Genomic DNA, 21,048 nt, shown 5'->3' with positions numbered 1-21,048 from the left:
GTGGACAAGAAAAACAAAAAAACTTCCTCCTGAAACGAGGAAGTTGCAGTTCTTGTGACTCTTTACAAAAAAACTAGGCTCACAACAACGATTGAAGCAATCACACTGATGAAGTCGGACCATAATCCAACTTTTAACGCATAAGCGCCGTTCCGTATCCCGACTGCTCCGAAATAGACGGTAAGGACGTACAACGTAGTATCTGAGCTGCCTTGCATCGTTGAAGCCAGTCGCCCCAATAGCGAATCAGGTCCGTACTGGGCGATTAAATCTGTGGCGATGGCCAGAGAACCAACTCCTGAGAGTGGTCGGAGTAAGCCAAGCGGCACAACTTCTGCCGGCACGTGCATAACATCAAGTACTGGTCTGATTCCTGCTAGGACAAGATCCAGTGCTCCAGATTCACGAAACAAGGTGATAGCTACCATCATCGCCACTAGATGCGGGAGAATTTTGATCGTGGTCACCAAGCCACCTCTGGCACCCTCGACGAAGGTTTCGTAAACGGGCACCTTCTTATACCAACCGTGAACCAGGATAAGGGAAATCATAACGGGTATCGCCCAAACGGAGATGAGTGAGATCCACTGATACAAACGACCCCCTCCTATCGGTTGCGCCCCAAGTATCGTCTGCGATAAAATCGATCCGCCAATAAGGCTGCAATGGTTGCGATAAACGAAGCTAGAATGGTTGTTCCGACGATCTCAAAAGGATTGACTGAACCGTACTGCATTCTGATCGCTATCATAGTTGTTGGAATCAGCGTAATACTCGCTGTGTTGATCGCAAGCAAGGTACACATCGCAGGGGATGCAACATGTTTGTTCGGATTCAGCTTCTGCAGTTCCTCCATCGCTTTCAATCCCATTGGTGTCGCTGCATTCCCAAGCCCTAACAAATTCGCGCTCATATTGGAAATAATATAGCCGATTGCCGGATGATCCTTTGGTACGTCGGGAAACAGCCTGCTGACAAGTGGTGAAAGAATTCGGGCAACGACAGACAAAAGCCCTGACTTTTCGGCGATTCGCATGATTCCCATCCAGAAAATCAATACGCTAAGCAGTCCAAAGCAGACGGTAATTCCTGTCTTGGCTCCTTCGAAGGAGGCTTGGCTGATTACTTCAATTTTCCCGTTCACAGCTGCAACCACAACGCTGATCAGAATGAGCCCCAGCCAGATCATGTTAAGCATGATAGAACCCTCCCAGCAGTACCTCCAAGACAATCGCCCAAAACGTATCTTTGCTGGTCGCTATTTCTAGCGGCTGGAATGTGGTTTGATCATCCTGGACGATCAATGGAATTTTGCCTATCAGCTGTTTGTCGAGATACACCTGGACGTAACCAACATGTTCACCGATCCAGTTCTTATCCAAGGGCACATTTTTATTCAGAAGCTGTACGTTCGTATGAATTTGACTCTTTTCACCGGCTTTGAGCGGATAGAAAAAGTCGTTTAGTGTCACAAGATTGAGACCCTCTTTGATGGGAGCAATATTCAAATCGCCACCAATTGCTGCCCCTTTACTGATAATTTTCTCCTGCTGGAACTGCTGAAATCCCCAATCCATCAACTCGGACGAATCGTTCCAATCATCTGGAGCGTTCAAAGTAATTACTGCTAACTGACGTCCATCTCGTGTCGCAGAAGAGGCGAGGCAACGTTTTGCTAATTTGGTGTAGCCGGTTTTCACTCCGTCTGCCCCTTTGTACAAGTAGAGCATTTTGTTTTTATTCTGCAAACGACGATCCCAATTCTCGCCTTCCCATGAGATATTGGTTACTTTGGTTGAAACAATTTTACGGAAAGTCGGATTCTTCAACGCATAGGCACTAAGCTTTACCATATCATTTGCTGTGGAATAATGCATATTGCTATCGTCCAAGCCATGTGGATTATTGAAATTCGTGTGAGTCATCCCGATCATGGCTGCTTTTTCATTCATTAAATGGACGAACCCCGGAACCGATCCACCTACGTGATGAGAAATGGCAACAGCAGCATCATTGCCTGAACGAAGCATGAGCCCGTACAGCAACTCTTCCAGTTTGAGCTGCTCGCCTTTTTTCAAATAAATGGATGACCCTTCCACTCCCACTGCTTCATTCGGGACTTTCACAACATCTTGCAAGTTCGCTTCCTCAATTGCCACAATTGCTGTCATCGTTTTGGTCAGACTGGCGATTCGCATCTTTTTGTCGCCTTCTTTTTGATATAAAATCCGGCCCGATTGCACATCAATCAAAGCAGCACTCTCTGCGGAAATCGAAGGCGGTTTGACAGCAGCAGATGCAGATGATGGCGGAGTCAAAAGCCAATGGCAAAAAAGAAAAACGACGAGTACGCCGGAAATGCGATTCAGGTATTTCATAACGTCCTCCCCACTACTTGGATAAGCTCAGTTTGTACCAAGTATATGGAGACAGGTCGTCGGATAGTACCGAAATCTATTCAGCGGACTTGTCGTCTGATGTGTGTGGTGTATGGGAGAATAGTGCGGAAACTTCCTCTCGAGCTTCCTCAACAGAAAGATTGACAGGCGGCTCCGGCAAATCCTGTAGCTGACGAAGCCCAAAATGCTCCAGAAATTCTTTGGTCGTACCATAAAGAATAGGACGACCGATCCCTTCTGCACGACCAACCTCTCGAATCAATTGTTTGCTGATCAAGGTATTCAATGCCTTTTCACACTTTACCCCACGGATTTCTTCAATCTCCGAGCGGGTAATCGGCTGTTTATAGGCAACAATGGCGAGGGTCTCCAATGCCGCCTGAGAAAGTGTGGAATTCGTAGGTGAGCTGGCCAGCTTTTCGAAGTACACGGCGTGATCGGGAAGCGTTGTAAATTGAAACGCCTTTGCTACCTCCACAATCTGTACTCCTCTGTTCGTCCGGCGAAAGTCAGCCTTCATGTCTTCGATGAGATCAATTACTTCTTCTTCGGACAGTTCCACAATTTCTGCCAACTGTTTCGCTTCGATTCCTTCGTCGCCTGAAATAAAAATAAGTCCTTCAATTACTCCTTTAATTCGATCATAGTCCATCCTAACTCTATTCCCTCACTTCCTATGACCGCTCTTGCGTCGGGCTGTCACAAATCAAAATTTCCTGAAACAACTGATTTTGAACACAAGTAATCCGCTTTGCCTTCATCAATTCGAGAATGGCTAAAAAGGTAGTTACAATTTCTGTCCGTGATGCCACTTCTGCAAACAGTTGAGAGAATCGGACCATACCGCCGCCAACCTTCAGCAATTGGCGAATTTCTTTCATTCGGTCTTTGATCGAGATTTCATCTCGGGATACTTTGGCAAGTGGCTCTCTGGCTTTGTTTTTCTTTTCGAACAGCTTCTCCAGCGCAGATACCAAATCGTAGATCGTTACGTTGGACACGGTTGGTTCTTCGGCTCGTATATAGGGCGTCAAATCTTCAGCAGGACGTGTGAATACCTTGCTCCGCCCGATTTCCATCTCACGCAGGTTTTCTGCAATGATCTTGTAACGCTTGTACTCCAATAATCGCTGTACAAGCTCGTCCCTTGGATCGACTTCTTCTACATCCATATCAAAAAGCGGCTGAAACACGGTCTCTTCTTTCTTTGGCAACAGCATTTTGCTTTTAATCGACAAAAGGGTTGCGGCCATGACGACGAATTCGCTTGCCACCTCAAGGTGAAGCTCCTGCATGGTATGGATCGTCTGCAAATACTGTTCAGTTATTTCAGCAATGGGAATATCGTAAATATCCACCTCTGCTTTATCGATCAAATGAAGAAGCAAATCAAGTGGCCCTTCAAAAGAATCCAGTTTGATGCTGTATGACACACTCATCCGCCTACCTTATATCTTCATGAACTCCGTTGTTGCAGGGATATTTTACATAAACAGAAGTGCAGTCTGCATCACACCATCAACAACCCATTTAATTGGTAAAAGTAGAAAGATACTTAACCCTGGGATAAAAACCAGTAAGAGCAACAACCACGGACCGTATAAATCAAGCTTGTGGAAAAAACCATCCATGCTTCTAGGAGTAAGGTAACGCAAGATTTTATTGCCATCAAGTGGGTTGATTGGCAGTAGATTAAAGACAAACAGACCGCAGTTAATTCCAATAGAAAACTCGAGGGTGTATTTTAATGCTAATGTATATTTATCCATTGGTTCTACAAAGATTCCAGATCGATAAGAGTAAATATATGCTATTGCGAATAAAAACGCCAACACAAGGTTAATCAATGGCCCTGCAGCCGAGACGTATACCATCCCCAGACGGCGATTTCCACGAAACCGAGACGGATTGACAGGAACCGGCTTTGCCCAACCGAAAGGACCGAACAAAATTAGTATCAATCCAAAAGGATCAATATGCGGTATCGGATTGATCGTTAATCTGCCTTCCTGCTTCGCTGTGTTATCCCCCAGACGCCATGCAACAAAGGCATGCGCCCATTCATGAAGAGAGAAAGCGATCACAAAAGCAATCAGACGAAACGGTACTGTTTCCCATTCAAAGTGAAATATATTTCCAAAATCCATGTAAACCTCCTGAATTTCAATCATTCCGTTCAACTCGAAATGCTACCTTCTAGAATAACAGCACAAGCCACGTGAGACAAGGGAGAGAATTCAAAACCCGCATGACGATAGCATTTGCTACTGCCCTGCGGGTCTCTTGATTTTATTAATTATTTGATTCCATAGAAGCTCAGCGTACCTGTTTCCTCATCAGCACTGACGAACAAATCCCTGCCGTGAATTTTATGGATTCCTTCAGGTCCCTCCCCACCGGATGGAAGCAATCCCAGGTACTCTGGTTGTTCAGTTTTCGTAAGATCAAAGAAAAGAATCGAATTGCCACGCTCTGAAGCTACGGCAAGGATTGACTTTGTACCGATTTCGCCAATCGTCAAGTTTTCCACTTCGCTTCCCCGATTCGGGCTTCTCTTGTCAGGATACAGGTTTGATTTTGCATTCGCCTGATCGATCAACTCTTTGCTATCGTAGACCAACCTTCCCGTTTGATCCCAAACCGAGATATTTCGTCCACCTGACATCACACCGTCTTTGAATTCATTTTTTCCGAGATCGCCTTCGTTTGCAGTAACCATGTATTTGCCGTCCCATGTCCACGTAATTCCATCTGATTCAGGTCGGGCTACGAGATCGTTTTGAAATGAAACGACTCCGTCATTTTTCAGATCTGCTTTATGCTTTGTTACGCCAAGGCCAAATATTTTGGTTATGCGTTGCTGTTTTAGATCAATCAATGCGATCGCATTATTTTCTTGCAGGGTAACAGCAGCTTGCGTATCATTTGGGCTGATCGCTACGTATTCGGGTTGAGGATCATTCGGATACACGACATGATTTCCAAGCCCATCAAGTCGTATAGACAGCTCCTTGTGTGTTCCCCTCAGCACATCCCCATCCGGGAAGGACAGGATCGAGATTGTTCCTGGACGCTTTACTTTGGAATAATCAATTTCATTTTCTTGTGCAGGATCAAGTTCCTCGTCTTCGTTACAGATGACGGCTGTCTTACCATCATGTGAAATGGCGATCGAATCTGGCCCGATGCCTACCTGATAGGTTTTTACCGTTTGATAGGTTTGGAGGTCTACTACTGCTACCAATCCTTTATTTGGAGTATTTACATCGTCTCCTGTCCGTACTGTAACTAACGCATATTTGCCATCTGGAGTGACAGCAGTACTAGTAACCTCTGCCCGTGGTGAAAGCTGTTGAAAACGAATGGTTTGTTTCTCCACAATATGCTCCAGATCTGCGATAGAAACGATGGAGATGCTCCCTTGCGCTGCTTGCGTAACAATCAACTGTTTTCCATCGGGTGTCGATGCTGCAATTTCTGCCTTTTTGTCTTTCATCTGGTATTTCGTTATGTACTGTATTTCGGTCTGGCTAACTTTCTGAACTTTGGCAGGAGGTTGTGGTGAATTTGCCATCACAGTGGGAACAGTGGCACCCCAGCCTCCAAGCCCGATCAGCAATGCGAGTCCATGAACAAATGACTTGTGACATGTCTTCAAACGAAACACTCCCTACTTTATGATAGTTGCGACATATTTTTACAAAATCATAAAATAGCAATATTAAGGAAATACCTGTCCCATATGAAAATTGTGTAAAAGCAGTGTGAAGAAAAAAAAAGAGCCCTATCACAGGCTCTTTTTTGCTATAGTCCAAACTTACAAAATCTCTACCTTCGCCATTTTTTCGCCTTGACGAATTTTATCTACGTGCTCCATGCCTTCTGTCACTTGACCAAACACTGTATGTACGCCATTCAAGTGAGGTTGTGGTTCATACACAATGAAGAATTGGCTTCCACCTGTGTCTTTTCCTGCATGAGCCATTGATAAAGCGCCTCTTTGGTGCTTGTGTGGATTGCCCGCAGTCTCACATTTTATTGTGTAGCCAGGTCCACCCATTCCATTGCCATAAGGGCATCCGCCTTGTGCCACGAAACCAGGGATGACACGGTGGAATGACAGGTTATTATAGAATCCTTCATTTACTAATTTTTCGAAGTTTGCTACTGTCCCTGGAGCTTCTTCATCAAAAAGATCCAAAAGTACTTCTTGACCATTTTCTAACGTGATTTTTGCTTTTTTCATTGTTGCGCCTCCTTACATAAATATCCTCTCTATCTTATCCGTTCTGTCGTCTTCAATCAAGCGCAATCAGGCGAGGTGATTCATCATGGTCGGTGACGTATACATTTCCTGGTTGTTGCTTTGCTCTTCTTTTCAGCTTAGCAGCTTGTTCTGAAATTTCTATCACACTCTGATAACGTTGTTTGGAACAGATCAGCCCTGCAAGCGAGATTGATAATTGAGGCTCATCCAGCGTTTTTCTGTATTTTGTTTCGATATCTTTAAAATACGTAGGAAAACTAGTTATGATATACGCAGCGATTTCCTTTGCAGCATACACGTTCGTCACAATAATAAAGTCATCTCCGCCTATATGCCCGACAAAGTCATTCGAATTGCCGTTATGTACCACACTTTCTCTCAGCAACTGTGCCGTGTGCTGGATGATTTTGTCCCCAATTTCAAAGCCATACTGATCGTTAAACCATTTAAAACGATCCAAATCACAATAAATGACCATAAATTCATGCTGTGTTTGAAGGCGCTTGAACAATTCCCGTTCGATGCGCAGATTTCCCGGTAAGCCTGTCAGCGGATTCGCAAAAGTAGCCAATTCCAATTTGATGGTCGTCATTTTATCCAGCAGACTTTGTACTGTTACAATGCCCACATAATGGTTATCAGCGTCCACAATAATGATGACATCGTACAAATGAAAAGCATCCCGTGCCATTGCTCGGCGTGCCACATCTTCTATCTTGTCCTTTTTGTTGACGATGAGCGGATTCACATTCATGATGTGTGAGACTGACCGTTCGTAATAGAGTGAAATTCCGTACTGGCCGCCAAGCACCTGATAAAGCTGGAATCTCATGATAAGCCCTACTGGCGTCTGCTGGTCCAGAATGACGATGCTGTCAATTCTTCTATTCTGCTCAAAAATTTGATGAATCTTGCGAACCTTGGTATCCCGATCGACAAAGATGGTTTTTGTAACGATATCTCCGATGTCAGAGGTATCTACCCGATATGACTGATTTTCTTTTCGCTTTTCTTGTGTCTCCCGGATGAAGTTCATTGCATTGCCAGGGATCTGTGTCAGCCCTTTCGCCGGCTTGCCCAAATAGAATCCTTGTCCGTATGGTACACCCAGCTCAATTAACGTCTGCAGTTCTCCTTCTGTTTCGATTCCTTCTGCAATAATCTTGCACTTGACCTTTTCGGCAAATTGGACAAATGTCTCAAGCAATGCCTGTTTGATTGTATCTATATCAATATTTCTGATTAGAGACATATCGAGTTTAATAAAATCAGGATAAATTTCTGCAATGGACTCCAGGCTGGAATAGCCCGCTCCTGCATCATCTACGGCAATGAGATAGCCCTTTTTCCGATACTCTTCGATAATTTTACGGAACACACGGTAGTTCGTGATCGCATGCCTCTCCGTAATTTCCAGCACAATGTTACTTGGATGAAGCTGCAATGCCTCCAATTCTTTAAACAATGTCCCTCGAAGTAAATAAGGATCGTCAATGGCACGAGGGTCCAAGTTGATGAATATTTTTTCATTTTTTCCTACATAGCGCAGCTTCTCAAGTGCTCGTCTGCGGCAAATGCTTTCCAATCGAAACACGTTATCCGTTTCATCTGCATAGGAAAAGAGAGTGGCCGGAGAGAAAAAATGAGAATTTTCTGGTCCTCTGGCAAGTGCTTCCCAACCCAAAGGCTCACCATCTCGCAAGGAGACGATCGGCATATACAGCATGTGTACAGCTTCTTCCTGGAGCAAACGATGAAATTGGGTGACAAGGTTGTATTTTTCGGACGTTAGTCCGTATTTCGCCATATGAACAGCATGCTTCACGCATGTATACATTTCTTTCACAATGTCATTGCCAGGTAATTCCGCATATCCAATATGAACTTTGATATGTTCTCTATTCACAAATTCAACCTGTTCACTTAACAAGGATTCCACCAGTTGCTGAAAGCTGATTGACAGCATACGGAAATCCTCTTCAATTGACCCTCTGGGAAAGGATGCGTAAATGGCAAAATCATCGCCAAATAACTTTTGGATTCCCAACAGTTTCCCTTTTATACCAAATATTCGCTTGGCCGCACTCATGACGATTCGTTCAAAACGTTGGATGATCCGCTTGGTTACCATATCACCGTATCGATGTTCAATGTCAGTCAGTTTGACAATGTCCACGTAAAATAAAACCACCGTTGAACCAGTTGCAAACGTTTGACTGATCACCGTCTGTAGTCTGTACTTTTTTTCGGAGAGTACAATCGGAGTCTTGTTGAATAGATGAAATAACGATCGCAGCATGAAGAAACAGTCCCCCTTCATTTCACTTGTTCATTATGACAAGGATCTGTAAAGGAATTATGAATCGGTTGTTAACATTCGATAAAATCAGTACTTTTCTGACAAAAAGAGAAATAAAAAAGAGTTACTTTCCAAATAGAAAGTAACTCTTTTTTCACTCAAGCAAGCAGATGAATTACCGTTTTTGCAGTTCTGCTGAGGAGAGCAAGCGGTCATGCTTGACCAAATCGGCCAGCGTTTCTCGCTCAACAACGACCTGTGCATTCCCCTGCTTGACGAAAACTACTGCCGGACGTGCAATCCGATTGTAATTGTTAGCCATGGAGTACCCGTATGCTCCTGTACAAGCAACAGCCAAAATATCTCCGGTCTGAACAGGCGGCAACGCTGCATCCCAAATCAGCATGTCACCCGATTCGCAACATTTTCCAGCAATAGATACAGTTTCGGTTGTTGCTTCGTTCATCCGATTGGCGAGTGCTGCTTCATATTGTGCCTGATACAATGCCGGGCGCAGGTTATCGGTCATTCCGCCGTTAACAGAGACGTATTTGCGCACGCCTGGAATATGCTTGCTCGAACCGACATGGTACAAGGTTGTTCCAGCATCGCCAACAATACTGCGGCCTGGCTCAATCCATAATTCAGGAATGGCAAGTTTATAATCATCGAATGACTTGCGAACGGTTGTGACAATCGCCTGCACATAATCTTTTGGTTCAAGCGGCGTGTCTCCATCCACGTAGCGAATGCCGAATCCGCCACCGACATTTAACACAGTAGATTCAAAATTGTATTGTTCTTTGGCACTGGCAAGCAACTCGGTAATGCGCTCGATCGCCTTGATAAAACCATCTGTCTCAAAAATTTGCGAGCCAATATGGGAATGTACACCTAACAAATCAAGGAAATTGCTCTGCTGACAATACTGAATGGCTTCCAATGCCTGGCCACTGATTACATCGAATCCGAATTTCGAGTCTTGTTGACCAGTCGAAATATATTCATGTGTATGCGCCTCGACCCCAGGAGCGATACGCAATAATACAGATACAGGCTGATTGCGCAATTCCGCTTGTTCTGCAAGAATAGCCAGTTCATAAAAATTGTCGGCAACGAAGCATCCGATTCCCGCTTCAAGTCCCATGATGATCTCATCGAGTGATTTATTGTTGCCATGAAAGTGAATCCGATCAGCAGGAAAACCAGCTTGAAGTGCTGTATATAGCTCGCCGCTTGATACAACATCAAGGGAAAGCCCTTCTTCCTCTACGAGTTTGCACATGGCCATGGTGCAGAACGCTTTACTGGCATAAGCAACCTGAAAAGAAAATCCGCTTTCCTTGAAGGCTTGCATGTAAGCACGGCATTTATTGCGAATCAATTCCTCGTCATATACATAAAGTGGTGTTTTAAACTCTTGAGCTAACTGGGTTGTATCACAACCGCCGATTTCGAGATGACCTAATTCATTAATGCGACTCGTGCCATGCAAAAACATCTGCAGTTCCTCCTTAAATTCCCTCTCATCCCGTTTTCCGGATACTAGAAAGCAACTGACGAACCCGTCAGTTGCTTATATATGTTATTTACTATATCATGTGCATTTCCTACCTGACAATGGGGGTTTCGTCCAAAATGCATAAATATTCATTGTCGATAAGGGTCCTGTGGCTTTACGATACTAGGCCTTGTGTTTTTAATGGGTACTGCCATGCGGAAGAAAACTTCTTTGATCGCTTGATAGTTAAAGGGCACAAACGGCCATAGGTAGGGCGTATCGAGTGATCTTGTTAATGCCAGGGTCAAAATGACGACAATTAGTCCGATCATTAAACCCGTAACCGAGAAAAATCCAACCATCAACGTTAGGAATATGCGTACAAGCCGATTCGCCAAACCGAGCTCATAACTTGGAGTTGCAAATGTGCCAATTGCGGCAACTGCGATATAGAGAATGACTTCTGGTGAGAACAAGCCGACATCAATAGCCACCTGACCAACCAGAATCGCTGCGATTAAGCCCATCGCTGTGGCAAGTGGAGACGGGGTATGAATGGCAGCCATTCTCATCAGATCCAATCCAATCTCTGCAATAAGAAATTGAACCAGCAATGGGATTGACCCTGACTTCTCCTTAATACCCAGAAAATCCAATGGCTCGGGAATCAGTCCGGGATGATTGACCAAAAGCAACCAGAGTGGCAACAAAAACAGAGATGCGATGATTCCCAGATATCGTACCCACCTCAAATAAGCTCCAACGACCGGACGTTGCCGGAATTCCTCTGCATGCTGTACATGATGAAAAAAGGTAGTCGGGGTGATCATGACACTCGGTGAAGTATCTACATAGATAAGGATATGACCTTCCAACAAATGAATCGCTGCCACGTCGGGGCGTTCTGTATAACGCACCAAAGGAAATGGATTCCATGACTTCCCGACAATAAATTCTTCAATCGTTTTTTCTGCCATCGGAATACCATCAATTTTGATCTTTTGCAACTTGTCCTTGATTTTCTCCAAAAGCTCGGGATTGGCTACATCGTGCAAATGCGCAATTGCCACATCCGTTTTGGATCGTGCCCCGATTTTCATAATATGAAAACGAAGCCGCTCATCCCGAAGCCTTCTTCTCGTTAGTGCCGTGTTCATGACTAACGTTTCTGTAAACCCATCATGCGCTCCTCGAACCACACGCTCCAGATCCGGTTCTTCTGGTTGCCTTCCCGGGTATGACTTCGCATCCAGGATGAGTCCCTCGTTTTCCCCTTCAATAACCAATCCAACCTGACCTACCAGCACACGATCAATCAATTCGTCAGCAGTCTTTACTCTGGTTATTTGGAAAAAGGGAATATAGCGGTAGTAAAGAAGATCAACGGCATCTCCTTCCAAATCGCCTTTTCGTAAATCGTTCATATCTCTCAGGATTTGAGTAACAATCTCGCTGTCTGCAAATCCGTTAATATAGTAAAGTAATATCCGCCTGTGGTCATACTCCATCTCATGCAGGCCAACGTCAAAACTATCTCCAACACCAAGAACTTTGTTGATGTGTTCCTTGTTTTCTTCGATTTTATTGGACAGGGGCAGTTTCTCTTTGGTTTGCATTAGTCTCACTCCTTTCTAAAATCCACTCAACTGCTTTCAGAGTGATCGGGCAACCGTAACGGACATTGTCTTTCCCGTGCATTTTCCCGATGTCACCAATTCCGATGACATTAGGGATATTGTATTTGTTGAGAACGTCAACCGTATCTCCGTAAATGTGATTTTCTAACGACTTGTCTGCATAACCATCTTTGTCTACAGCTTCATCTAAAATCTTTCCTTCATTCGTGATGGAATACTGTACTTTGGCCCCTTCTACGGTTTTGGTATTGGATGCGACTGCAATTGCCCCAATGACCTCGATCGATGGATGGGTAAGTAGATAAGCAATTGCTTGTTCTCCGGGACCAGTGGCGAAGTTGCCATTGTCATCAAACATGACGAGCACAGGGTCCTTGGCAGCTTGTGTAATCAACTCTGCCATTTGCGGTCCAGATAACGAGGTAGGATTGCCCGCTGATAAAGAAATACATCTCCCACCCACATGACGAGCAACTGCCTCAACCACTTTTTGGGCTACGTAATCTCCATCTGTTATGACAATAACTTTGCGCCGTTTTGCCACCATCCTTTGATGTCTCCTTTCTGCGCATTATCCTTTGGGCTTAAACACCAATGATGCAAGAAAGCCGAAGACGATTGCAGCAGAGATTCCCGCACTTGGCACTTCGAAAATTCCTGTAATGACTCCTACTACCCCATGCTTTTGGGCTTCTGAAATAGCACCATGATACAGGGCATGCCCAAAGCTCGTAATGGGAACAGTCGCACCAGCACCGGCAAAATCAATCAGAGGATCGTAAATCCCTACAAAATCAAGTACCACTCCCGTTACTACCAACGTACTCATGACATGTGCTGGAGTCAGCTTACCCACATCCATCATTAATTGACCCGCAACACAAATTAATCCACCCACTATGAAAGCGATGATATATTCCATCATGTCCCTCCTTCAAAAACGACTGCATGGGCAATACATGGGATGGAATTTCCTTGCTGATAGCTCACTGGGCTTAACAGTGCTCCTGTTGCCACTACCAGCACCCGTCCTAGTTTTCCTTGTTCAAGCTGGTTCATGATATACCCGTATGTAACAGTCGCACTGCTTGCACAACCACTTGCACCAGCGAAAACTTCCTGCTCAGGAGAATAAATCATCAATCCGCAATCATTATAAACCTTGTCCATATCATACCCTTGGGTTTGCATGTCTTCTTTGACGATGGCGTACCCCACAGTTGCCAGATCACCTGTGACGATCAGATCATAATCCTGTGGCTTCCGATTCAGATCCCGAAAATGCTGAGTCAAAGTCGATATGGCAGCGGGAGCCATCGCTGCACCCATATCAAATGGATCCTTGATTCCCATATCAACGACCTTGCCCATGGTGGCATGTGTGATTCTCGGACCATTGCCGCCAATACCTACTAGTGCTGCTCCGGCTCCAGTAACCGTCCATTGGGCATACGGAGGTTTTTGTCCGCCGTACTCCGTCGGATAGCGAAATTGTCGTTCTGCTGTAGCATTGTGACTGCTGCATGCAGCAACTACATATTTGGCATAGCCTGCATTTACGAGTGCTGCTGCATTAGCTAGCGTCAGCATGGAAGTGGAGCAAGCCCCGAACATACCCATCAACGGAATATTTAATTGTTCTGCCGTAAAACTGGCTGTAATGATCTGGTTAAGCAAATCACCCGCCAGGATGAGGTCAACATCACTTTCGATTTTATTCGCTTTTTGCAAAGTATACCGGACAGCATCTTCCATCAGTTGTTTCTCTGCCTTCTCCCACGTCTCTTGTCCTGCATACAGATCATCATACGTTTTATCAAAAAACGAGGCGAGCGGACCTTCCGCTTCTTTGGGACCTCCGACGGCTGAAGAGGATTGTATTCGCACATTTTCTGTAAATTGCCATGTCTGTCGGCTGACCCGAGCGTTGTTAGAAGTAACAGAAACCATCCTAATCACCCCTCCTTGTTACCTGTACCTGCTACACCCACCCAAGCAAACTTTTAATAATACCGCCTATGAAGGCAGCTACTACCCCGAACACAATAACAGAACCGGCAAGCTTGAACATATTGCCACCCACGCCCAATACATATCCTTCACTCTTGTGTTCAATTGCTGCTGACGCAATCGAATTGGCGAAACCAGTTACAGGCACGGCAGACCCCGCACCGGCATACTGACCAATATTGTCGTAGATTCCCAGACCAGTAAGTAGAACCGAAATAAAGATAAGAGTAGCTACGGTTGGGTTGCCTGCCGTTTTTTCCGTGAAATCAAAGAAGTTTATATAAAAATTTTGAAGGCCTTGCCCAACGAAACAAATGCTTCCCCCCACCCAAAAGGCTCGGAAACAGTTCTTCCATACGTCACGCTTGGGACGAAATTTGGAGGCTCTCTGTTGATACAATTGCTGGGTTGCTTCCATCCGTGCATCCTTCGTTTTGGTTGCCATTTTTTTCTCCCTCTCTGCATAGAAGATATGCCGCTAATTAACTTTATTTTTTTCGCTAACCTTTCTTTCTATTAGTGTCAACCATTGCCAAATCATAACTGAAAGATCCACTGGATAATGCAACCGATCACCTTTCCAAACACCATCGCCATCAGGAAGAAGAGAATGTAGCGCTCCATCTCCAGACGTTTTGCGAGAATCGGGAAAACGTTAAGCACTTCTGTCAGTCCGGCAGCCAAGGTTCCAATAAAGACCCCCGCCAAAAGTCCAATGAAGATCAGAATTGCCACGGGAAGCTGCAAGACGATCTCAAAGAAATCAATCAAGGTAAAAAAAAGGGCACCAAGAACCAGAGCCCATTCGTAACTTCTGACAAACGTTTGTGAATTCGTTAGTTGGGCTAGCCGTGGAATGATATCGAGCACAGTGATAAATGCGACTAATCCACTGCCGACCGCAAACCCTCCAGCCACTCCAATCAAGATTTGTAGCAATGATAAGGTGATACTCATGGCTTCGTCCGCTCATTTTCTTTATTTTCGTGCTGGATATAGTACTGATCTACATTTTGTTGATATAAAAACAGTTCAACCTCAAGCGGGCTCGGTTCTTCGTTAATTCGTTTCCGGAAAATATGATTAAAAAACAGGATCATCCCTAATCCCACCCCGATCGAATAGGGGATTTGCAAGAGAAGAGGCTGATGATTGAACTGTCCCGTAAGTAAAAAAAAGATGCGCTGATGTACTTGCAGCATGCTCACATCGGTATGAAAATTCATGATTGCCAAGCCGGAACCGACAAAAAGAATCAACCACACCAATCCAACCATGACGACATTTGGAGCTTTACGTGGATTATTCACCTCAACAATAATCTGAGGTGAGCCTTGAATCTCTATTGTCAAATCCGGATAAATGGACTTCAGCCTTTTGATCACTTGCATGATATCGATAATGATCAGGTCGCCATCCTCAGGTTTCACCTGATAAACAGGCAGTTTCTGCATGGTTTCCTCTTGCAGCCCATCACAATACAATTGGCAGATGTCTCCCAAACGAATCAAAGCATGCGGCTTCACGGCTAGCTTTTTTCGCAGTTTCAGGAATAAAGGTTGATCCAACGGTCTTCCCCTCTCTTCCTTGATTATGGCCATTTTCAACTAGTATGTGTTGTTTTTGATGTCTTATAAATAAAGCCTTTCTTACACGTCAAAAGAAAAAAGCCAGTGAGCTATTGCTCAATCTGGCCTTTTATGGTTTGGAGAATTCTTTTTTCTAAACGGGATACCTGAACTTGTGAGATTCCCAGCCTTTCAGCTACTTCAGATTGCGTAAAATCCTTGTAGTAACGCAGATAGACGATAAGTTGTTCCCTTTCAGTCAGTCTGCTGATTGCATCTTTGAGGGCAATTTTGTCAAACCACTTCCCAATGCTTTCATCGGCAATCTGGTCAATTAGCGTAATGGGATCTCCATCATTTTCAAATACGGTTTCATGGATCGAAGAAGGCGCCCTGCTAGCTTCTTGGGCAAATACAACTTCTTCTGGCGTTATCGATAAAGCTTCAGCAACCTCTGCAATGGTAGGTGACCGACCAAATACCTTGTACAATTCATCCTTCACTCGTCGAACCTTGTTTGCTGTTTCCTTTAGCGAACGACTCACTTTGACCGTGCCATCATCCCGGAGAAACCGTTGGATTTCACCGATAATCATGGGAACAGCATACGTTGAGAATTTTACGTCATACGCTAGATCAAATTTATCAACAGCTTTCAAGAGTCCGATGCAGCCAATCTGGAACAGATCGTCTGCTTCATATCCACGGTTAATAAAGCGCTGAACAACAGACCAGACCAATCGGATATTGCTGTTCACGAGAAGTTCTCTGGCATCATTGTCACCAGCTTGGCTTTTGGCGATCAACTCTTTAACTTGTTCGTTCGTCAGAAATGGGTGACTGGCGTTTTTTATATCTGCTCCCATGGCATTACCCCTAATTGTTTTGCACGGCTTTTGATAAGGTAAGATGTTTGGTCATACGGATCTTTGTACCTTTTCCAAGACCAGTGATAACCTCAATAGAATCCATGAAATTTTCCATAATCGTAAAGCCCATTCCGGAACGCTCCAATTCAGGCTTAGATGTGTAGAGAGGTTGCATTGCCAAATTGATATCTTCAATCCCTTTTCCGTGATCTTCAATACTGAGTTCAACAATGCTGTCAGTCAGCGTGACTTGAATATGAACCAGTCCTTCGGCATTCTCATCATACCCATGAATGATGGCATTGGTTACACCTTCTGAGACAACCGTTTTGATTTCCTCCATCTCTTCCATCGTGATGTCCACCTGGGAAATGAATGAGGCGACAGCAACACGAGCAAAGGCTTCATTTTGGCTGAGAGCGGCAAATTGCAACTGCATGAAGTTACGTTTACTCATTTACGCCACCCCCAATACAGTTAATGCAGCCGTTTCGTTTTCTTTGAACTTGATTACTTTAAACAAGCCCGACATTTCAAAAATTCGATGAATGGTTGGATTAATCGAACATACATACATTTCACCTGAACGACTGGTGATTTGTTTTAATCGTCCCAGAATGACACCAATTCCCGAACTGTCCATGAACTCCAACTCTGCCAAACTGAGCACGATATGGCGGATTTCTGTATCTTTGAGGACCTCGTCCACTTGATTACGGAGTTCAATTGCCGTGTGATGATCCAATTCGCCTTGCAAACGAACGATGAGTACTTCGTGTTTGGTTTCCATGTTTATGGTAAGACTCATATTGGTTAGCACTCTCCTTCTTCCCGTTGATACCCTCTTTTTCTCCATCGTTTTATCCAATTCCTCCCAGTCGACAAAAGAACAAAAAAATCGAGAAGCCTTCTCCACTCATTCGAGGCATCTCGATCCTTTTTGCGTCTTTTTCCTGCTGGTTTAATCGTAACTGATCAAGATCTTCTTGGTTGTACGCGCAAAGATTTCCCACATGCCTGCTGGACCAACCTCTTGATCCGGGTAAAGATCAATTCTTGCTACTGTTTGACCATCCTTTTTAATAAAGATGTGCCCTACAACATCCGATTTCTTAACGGGTGCTTTCAGGAAAGGACGCAGCTCAATTTCTTTCGTGTACTTGTCTACCGTCTCACCCTTTTTGGCCAGAACACTGACTGGTTGGGCAGTAATGATGTTCACCCGAGGCTGTTTTCCTTTATCAACATTAATCGGTTGAATGATGTCACCCTTTTTGTAGACGGGATAGACCTGGAAGTGGTTGAAAGCATAGTTAAACATCGATGAGACTTCACTGTTTCTCGTCTTGGTATCTGGCTCTCCGAGAACGACGGTAACTACCCGCATATTGTTGCGTTTGGCTGTCGCCGTCAAGCAATATTTGGCTTCTGAGGTATAGCCAGTTTTTAGTCCATCCACACCCTCATAAAAACGAACAAGTTTATTCGTATTGACGAGCCAGAACGGATTAGAACTATCTTTTCTCAGGTAATCTTGATAAGTGCCTGTGTATTTTGTGATTAGATCATGCTTAAGCAGTTCACGAGACATAATTGCTATATCCATAGCAGAGGAATAGTGATTGGGAGCAGGCAATCCGTTCGAATTGACAAAATGCGTATTCTTCATATCCAATTGCTTGGCCCGTTCATTCATTTTGGCGACAAACGACTCTTCTGTACCCCCGATATGTTCTGCCATGGCAACCGAAGCATCGTTTCCAGATGCGATTGAGATGCCTTTGATCATATCGTCAACCGTCATTTCTTCGCCAGGCTGGAGGAAAATTTGTGAACCACCCATGGATGCTGCCCGTTCACTTGTTCTAACTTTGTCTGTTAACTTTAATTCCCCACGCTCAATCGCTTCCATGATCAATAGCAACGTCATTACTTTTGTAATACTTGCCGGAGGAAGCTTTTCATTCGCGTTTTTCTCATACAGAATCGTCCCTGAATCCATCTCCAACAGAACAGCGGACTTGGCATTTGGGGCAATATTCAACCCCTGTTGCTGTTCCTGCGCAGCAGCCAATGCTGATGAGGAAAAGAAGACGATGCAGGTGATGCTACCAATCAAAAGACGTCGAAAGCTTTTCATAACGTTCTCTTCCCTCCATTTCATGATCCTATTCTCCCCAATCAATCAGGAAAATATTCACATCTAGCAATCGTTTTTGAGACAATTCAAACGAAAAAAAGGACCCTTTTTCCATTTCGGAAAAAGAGTCCTTCGACTATTAGATTTGAAAACGCTTGACACTCTCTGACAAATCATCTGCCAGCGTTTTGAGGTTCTCTGCACTTTCATTGATGCGGGCGATGGAAGCAAATTGATCATCAATCGTTTCAACTACACCCGAGATCGATTCATTAATATCATCGGACATGGATGCTAGGCGACCCATGGAGCTTGTGACCATCTGATTTCCGGCTGCCATTTCTTCAGCCGTAGCGGTCATCGCTTCACCTTGCTCTGCTGCAGCTTGTATATCAGAGAGAATTAACTGGAAGTTCTGGCCAACGGACTCTACAGAAAGCAAGCCGTCACCTACCATTTTGGCCACATCGTCCATGTTGTTGCTCATTTCAATTGATTCATCGTTGATAGAGCGGGCAATTTGCGCAATTTTCTCAGAGAAATTACTGCTTTCCTCTGCCAGTTTACGAACTTCCGTCGCAACGACAGAGAATCCTTTTCCTGCATCCCCAGCTCTTGCAGCCTCAATCGCTGCATTGAGGGCCAATAGGTTCGTCTGCGAAGCAATCGCACGAATCATCTCAACAATGCTTGTAATTTCTTTTGCACGGTCACGAAGGCTGTGCATTCGGTATGCTGTAGCTTCTACTTCTTTTGTTGCGGAACGAACGCCATGGATAACATCTTCCACTAATTGTCTGCCATTCTGTGCACGTTCGAATGTACGGGTTGTCGCAATTGAAGTATGTTCCGCAGCAATAGCTACCTGCTCAACACCTTGTGAAATTTCTGCAACGGTATGCGCTGTATTCTGTACTTCGCTTGTTTGCACTTGTACACGTTCAGAAATAGAAGAAATATTGTTTGAAATAACATCAATCGCCTGTTTGTTTCCATGAGCAAATACATTTAAATCATCGGCAGCGACATTTAATTGCGAAGCTTGTCCCTGAACCAGCGAGATAATTTTTCGGAGTTCAGTAACCATTTCATTCATGGAGTTGGCTACAAGTGCGATTTCATCTCGACCACGTACTTGTACTTCTACATTCAGATCTCCCGAACCGATGCGCTGCATGTCACCTGCAATTTGATGAAGAGAAACTCGGATTCCCTTGGCAAACCACCAGATGACCGCTGACGCCAGGATGATGACGGGAACACTAAATAGGATGAATGCCCAACCCATGCCGTTCACTTCTCCATACACTTCATCAATTGGTGTTGTCAAAATGATAAACCAGTTAACGGAAGGGATCGGAGCCAAAGCAGCAAATGAATCGACACCATCATCATACAAGACACTGTTGCTTTGACCAGCAGCCATTAATTGAAGCATTTCACTATATGCTGTGTTTTGCTTTAAATCCAGCTTGTTGTTCTGTTCTTTATCCTTGTGAGCCATCACAAGTCCATCTTTATTAACCACAAACGCATATCCATTTTCCATAAAGGAGAACTCTGGTATCTCTTTCACCAATTTATTAATCGAAAAACCAGCGATTAAAATACGATCGGTATTGTCATTGGCATCACCAATTGGTGTTGCTACATAAAGCGTGCTTTTCTCAGCATTCGGAGTTATTTCTACATCGGACACCACTGCTTGTTTGGTGTCTCTTGCTTGTTTGAAATACTCTTTGTCAGAGAAGTCTGTATGTGTATTTCCTGTCATGGAGTAAATTTCTTTACCTGACTTCCCATCGACAAGGAACACTTTGGTCACTTCACGATGTGTTTGATTCAGGTTGTGGAACTGCTCCTTGATTAAGGTTTCCACATCAGTCGACATCAGCCGCTTGGAAGCGATCTCTTTGGTTGAACCCATAATATCCGTAATCCAGGTATTAATCGTGGACGCATGCTGTTCAGCCAACATTTTGGACTGTGATGACGTAATTTTGATTAGTGTGCTTTTTGAGTAAGAAAGTGCGATAAACTGTGATGAAACAATTACAACTACGATTAGCAAGATACCCAACACGATCATTTTTTTGGCAATTGAACTTCCAATGGAACCAAAAAACGCATTCGGTCGAATATTCCGGCGTTTTGGCTTTTCATCCTTTTCTGAGTTGTCCATTTTTTCGGAGTTGTTAGATTTATTTTTTTTGAACCGATTGACTGTCTCTTTTACCCGTTCAATAAACTTTTTGCTCCTACTCATTGGTGCTCGCCCCCTTTTGTCTTCCTTGAACGAAATAGAAAATCTATGTATTTTTCATACTTACTTTCCTGCATTCGAAAGTGGATGAATAT

Annotated in this window: 22 protein-coding genes; all 22 read right to left on the bottom strand. The window is 44.2% G+C overall.

Annotated features, from left to right (window positions below; translation table 11 throughout):
- Positions 1–62: 62 nt before the first annotated feature.
- The 22 genes from ACPW7N_RS03385 to ACPW7N_RS03280 all read right to left on the bottom strand — a co-directional run bounded on the left by ACPW7N_RS03385 (position 63) and on the right by ACPW7N_RS03280 (position 20,956).
- Positions 63–596, bottom strand: a complete 534-nt coding sequence (locus tag ACPW7N_RS03385; RefSeq protein WP_425649603.1) for a spore maturation protein — start codon at positions 594–596, stop codon at positions 63–65.
- An 11-nt stretch (positions 597–607) separates the two neighbouring features.
- Positions 608–1,198, bottom strand: a complete 591-nt coding sequence (locus ACPW7N_RS03380; RefSeq protein WP_425649602.1) for a nucleoside recognition domain-containing protein — start codon at positions 1,196–1,198, stop codon at positions 608–610.
- Positions 1,191–2,378 (bottom strand): D-alanyl-D-alanine carboxypeptidase family protein, encoded by a 1,188-nt coding sequence (locus ACPW7N_RS03375; RefSeq protein WP_425649601.1) that lies wholly within the window; start codon positions 2,376–2,378, stop codon positions 1,191–1,193. Before ACPW7N_RS03375 ends, ACPW7N_RS03380 begins: the two co-directional genes overlap by 8 nt.
- 76 nt (positions 2,379–2,454) lie before the next feature.
- The gene (scpB, locus tag ACPW7N_RS03370; protein WP_425649600.1) at positions 2,455–3,051 is read right to left on the bottom strand and encodes an SMC-Scp complex subunit ScpB; all 597 of its coding nucleotides are present in this window, start codon (positions 3,049–3,051) and stop codon (positions 2,455–2,457) included.
- 22 nt (positions 3,052–3,073) lie between these two features.
- A complete protein-coding gene (locus tag ACPW7N_RS03365; RefSeq protein WP_425649599.1) occupies positions 3,074–3,832 on the bottom strand; it encodes a segregation/condensation protein A in 759 nt (252 codons plus the stop codon).
- Positions 3,833–3,883: 51 nt separating this feature from the next.
- On the bottom strand, positions 3,884–4,546 hold the full coding sequence (locus ACPW7N_RS03360; protein ID WP_425649598.1) for a site-2 protease family protein: 663 nt from the start codon (positions 4,544–4,546) through the stop codon (positions 3,884–3,886).
- A 149-nt stretch (positions 4,547–4,695) separates the two neighbouring features.
- On the bottom strand, positions 4,696–6,057 hold the full coding sequence (locus tag ACPW7N_RS03355) for a choice-of-anchor I domain-containing protein (protein ID WP_425649597.1): 1,362 nt from the start codon (positions 6,055–6,057) through the stop codon (positions 4,696–4,698).
- A 159-nt stretch (positions 6,058–6,216) separates the two neighbouring features.
- Entirely contained in the window at positions 6,217–6,645 is a 429-nt protein-coding gene (locus ACPW7N_RS03350; RefSeq protein ID WP_425649596.1) for a peptidylprolyl isomerase, read from the bottom strand.
- Between the two features lie 52 nt (positions 6,646–6,697).
- On the bottom strand, positions 6,698–8,965 hold the full coding sequence (locus tag ACPW7N_RS03345; RefSeq protein ID WP_425649595.1) for a GGDEF domain-containing protein: 2,268 nt from the start codon (positions 8,963–8,965) through the stop codon (positions 6,698–6,700).
- A gap of 175 nt (positions 8,966–9,140) precedes the next feature.
- Positions 9,141–10,466 (bottom strand): diaminopimelate decarboxylase, encoded by a 1,326-nt coding sequence (lysA, locus tag ACPW7N_RS03340; protein ID WP_425649594.1) that lies wholly within the window; start codon positions 10,464–10,466, stop codon positions 9,141–9,143.
- Between the two features lie 149 nt (positions 10,467–10,615).
- On the bottom strand, positions 10,616–12,082 hold the full coding sequence (locus tag ACPW7N_RS03335) for a spore germination protein (RefSeq protein WP_425649593.1): 1,467 nt from the start codon (positions 12,080–12,082) through the stop codon (positions 10,616–10,618).
- On the bottom strand, positions 12,048–12,650 hold the full coding sequence (gene spoVAEA, locus ACPW7N_RS03330; RefSeq protein WP_425649592.1) for a stage V sporulation protein SpoVABEA: 603 nt from the start codon (positions 12,648–12,650) through the stop codon (positions 12,048–12,050). The genes ACPW7N_RS03335 and spoVAEA overlap by 35 nt, the downstream gene beginning before the upstream one ends.
- 24 nt (positions 12,651–12,674) lie before the next feature.
- Positions 12,675–13,025 (bottom strand): stage V sporulation protein AE, encoded by a 351-nt coding sequence (gene spoVAE / locus ACPW7N_RS03325; RefSeq protein WP_425649591.1) that lies wholly within the window; start codon positions 13,023–13,025, stop codon positions 12,675–12,677.
- Entirely contained in the window at positions 13,025–14,053 is a 1,029-nt protein-coding gene (gene spoVAD, locus ACPW7N_RS03320; RefSeq protein ID WP_425649590.1) for a stage V sporulation protein AD, read from the bottom strand. Before spoVAD ends, spoVAE begins: the two co-directional genes overlap by 1 nt.
- A 31-nt stretch (positions 14,054–14,084) precedes the next feature.
- A complete protein-coding gene (gene spoVAC, locus ACPW7N_RS03315; RefSeq protein ID WP_425649589.1) occupies positions 14,085–14,558 on the bottom strand; it encodes a stage V sporulation protein AC in 474 nt (157 codons plus the stop codon).
- A gap of 92 nt (positions 14,559–14,650) precedes the next feature.
- Positions 14,651–15,070 (bottom strand): stage V sporulation protein AB, encoded by a 420-nt coding sequence (locus ACPW7N_RS03310; protein WP_425649588.1) that lies wholly within the window; start codon positions 15,068–15,070, stop codon positions 14,651–14,653.
- On the bottom strand, positions 15,067–15,681 hold the full coding sequence (locus ACPW7N_RS03305) for a stage V sporulation protein AA (RefSeq protein ID WP_425649587.1): 615 nt from the start codon (positions 15,679–15,681) through the stop codon (positions 15,067–15,069). The genes ACPW7N_RS03310 and ACPW7N_RS03305 overlap by 4 nt, the downstream gene beginning before the upstream one ends.
- 110 nt (positions 15,682–15,791) lie before the next feature.
- Positions 15,792–16,547: an RNA polymerase sporulation sigma factor SigF gene (sigF, locus tag ACPW7N_RS03300; RefSeq protein ID WP_425649586.1), complete on the bottom strand. Its 756-nt coding sequence runs from the start codon at positions 16,545–16,547 to the stop codon at positions 15,792–15,794.
- Positions 16,548–16,557: 10 nt separating this feature from the next.
- Entirely contained in the window at positions 16,558–17,007 is a 450-nt protein-coding gene (gene spoIIAB / locus ACPW7N_RS03295) for an anti-sigma F factor (protein ID WP_425649585.1), read from the bottom strand.
- Entirely contained in the window at positions 17,008–17,358 is a 351-nt protein-coding gene (spoIIAA, locus tag ACPW7N_RS03290) for an anti-sigma F factor antagonist (protein ID WP_425649584.1), read from the bottom strand. It lies immediately after the preceding gene.
- A 153-nt stretch (positions 17,359–17,511) separates the two neighbouring features.
- The gene (locus tag ACPW7N_RS03285) at positions 17,512–18,690 is read right to left on the bottom strand and encodes a D-alanyl-D-alanine carboxypeptidase family protein (protein WP_425649717.1); all 1,179 of its coding nucleotides are present in this window, start codon (positions 18,688–18,690) and stop codon (positions 17,512–17,514) included.
- A gap of 139 nt (positions 18,691–18,829) precedes the next feature.
- Complete coding sequence (locus ACPW7N_RS03280; protein ID WP_425649583.1) at positions 18,830–20,956, bottom strand: methyl-accepting chemotaxis protein; 2,127 nt, start codon at positions 20,954–20,956, stop codon at positions 18,830–18,832.
- Positions 20,957–21,048 lie beyond the last annotated feature (92 nt).

The sequence above is a fragment of the Brevibacillus nigriterrae genome, assembly GCF_049846925.1.
Taxonomy (GTDB): domain Bacteria; phylum Bacillota; class Bacilli; order Brevibacillales; family Brevibacillaceae; genus Brevibacillus_H.
Note: the sequence above shows the minus strand (reverse complement) of the source record. Positions and strands in the feature narration are given on the sequence as shown.

Bases quoted from the DNA above. Each gene is read 5' to 3' on its own strand.
- ACPW7N_RS03380 (WP_425649602.1), bottom strand. From the start codon at position 1,198: ATGCTTAACATGATCTGGCTGGGGCTCATTCTGATCAGCGTTGTGGTT.
- ACPW7N_RS03375 (WP_425649601.1), bottom strand. From the start codon at position 2,378: ATGAAATACCTGAATCGCATTTCCGGCGTACTCGTCGTTTTTCTTTTT.
- scpB (WP_425649600.1), bottom strand. From the start codon at position 3,051: ATGGACTATGATCGAATTAAAGGAGTAATTGAAGGACTTATTTTTATT.
- ACPW7N_RS03360 (WP_425649598.1), bottom strand. From the start codon at position 4,546: ATGGATTTTGGAAATATATTTCACTTTGAATGGGAAACAGTACCGTTT.
- ACPW7N_RS03350 (WP_425649596.1), bottom strand. From the start codon at position 6,645: ATGAAAAAAGCAAAAATCACGTTAGAAAATGGTCAAGAAGTACTTTTG.
- ACPW7N_RS03345 (WP_425649595.1), bottom strand. From the start codon at position 8,965: ATGCTGCGATCGTTATTTCATCTATTCAACAAGACTCCGATTGTACTC.
- lysA (WP_425649594.1), bottom strand. From the start codon at position 10,466: ATGTTTTTGCATGGCACGAGTCGCATTAATGAATTAGGTCATCTCGAA.
- ACPW7N_RS03335 (WP_425649593.1), bottom strand. From the start codon at position 12,082: ATGCAAACCAAAGAGAAACTGCCCCTGTCCAATAAAATCGAAGAAAAC.
- spoVAEA (WP_425649592.1), bottom strand. From the start codon at position 12,650: ATGGTGGCAAAACGGCGCAAAGTTATTGTCATAACAGATGGAGATTAC.
- spoVAE (WP_425649591.1), bottom strand. From the start codon at position 13,025: ATGGAATATATCATCGCTTTCATAGTGGGTGGATTAATTTGTGTTGCG.
- spoVAD (WP_425649590.1), bottom strand. From the start codon at position 14,053: ATGGTTTCTGTTACTTCTAACAACGCTCGGGTCAGCCGACAGACATGG.
- spoVAC (WP_425649589.1), bottom strand. From the start codon at position 14,558: ATGGCAACCAAAACGAAGGATGCACGGATGGAAGCAACCCAGCAATTG.
- ACPW7N_RS03310 (WP_425649588.1), bottom strand. From the start codon at position 15,070: ATGAGTATCACCTTATCATTGCTACAAATCTTGATTGGAGTGGCTGGA.
- sigF (WP_425649586.1), bottom strand. From the start codon at position 16,547: ATGGGAGCAGATATAAAAAACGCCAGTCACCCATTTCTGACGAACGAA.
- spoIIAB (WP_425649585.1), bottom strand. From the start codon at position 17,007: ATGAGTAAACGTAACTTCATGCAGTTGCAATTTGCCGCTCTCAGCCAA.
- spoIIAA (WP_425649584.1), bottom strand. From the start codon at position 17,358: ATGAGTCTTACCATAAACATGGAAACCAAACACGAAGTACTCATCGTT.
- ACPW7N_RS03285 (WP_425649717.1), bottom strand. From the start codon at position 18,690: ATGAAAAGCTTTCGACGTCTTTTGATTGGTAGCATCACCTGCATCGTC.
- ACPW7N_RS03280 (WP_425649583.1), bottom strand. From the start codon at position 20,956: ATGAGTAGGAGCAAAAAGTTTATTGAACGGGTAAAAGAGACAGTCAAT.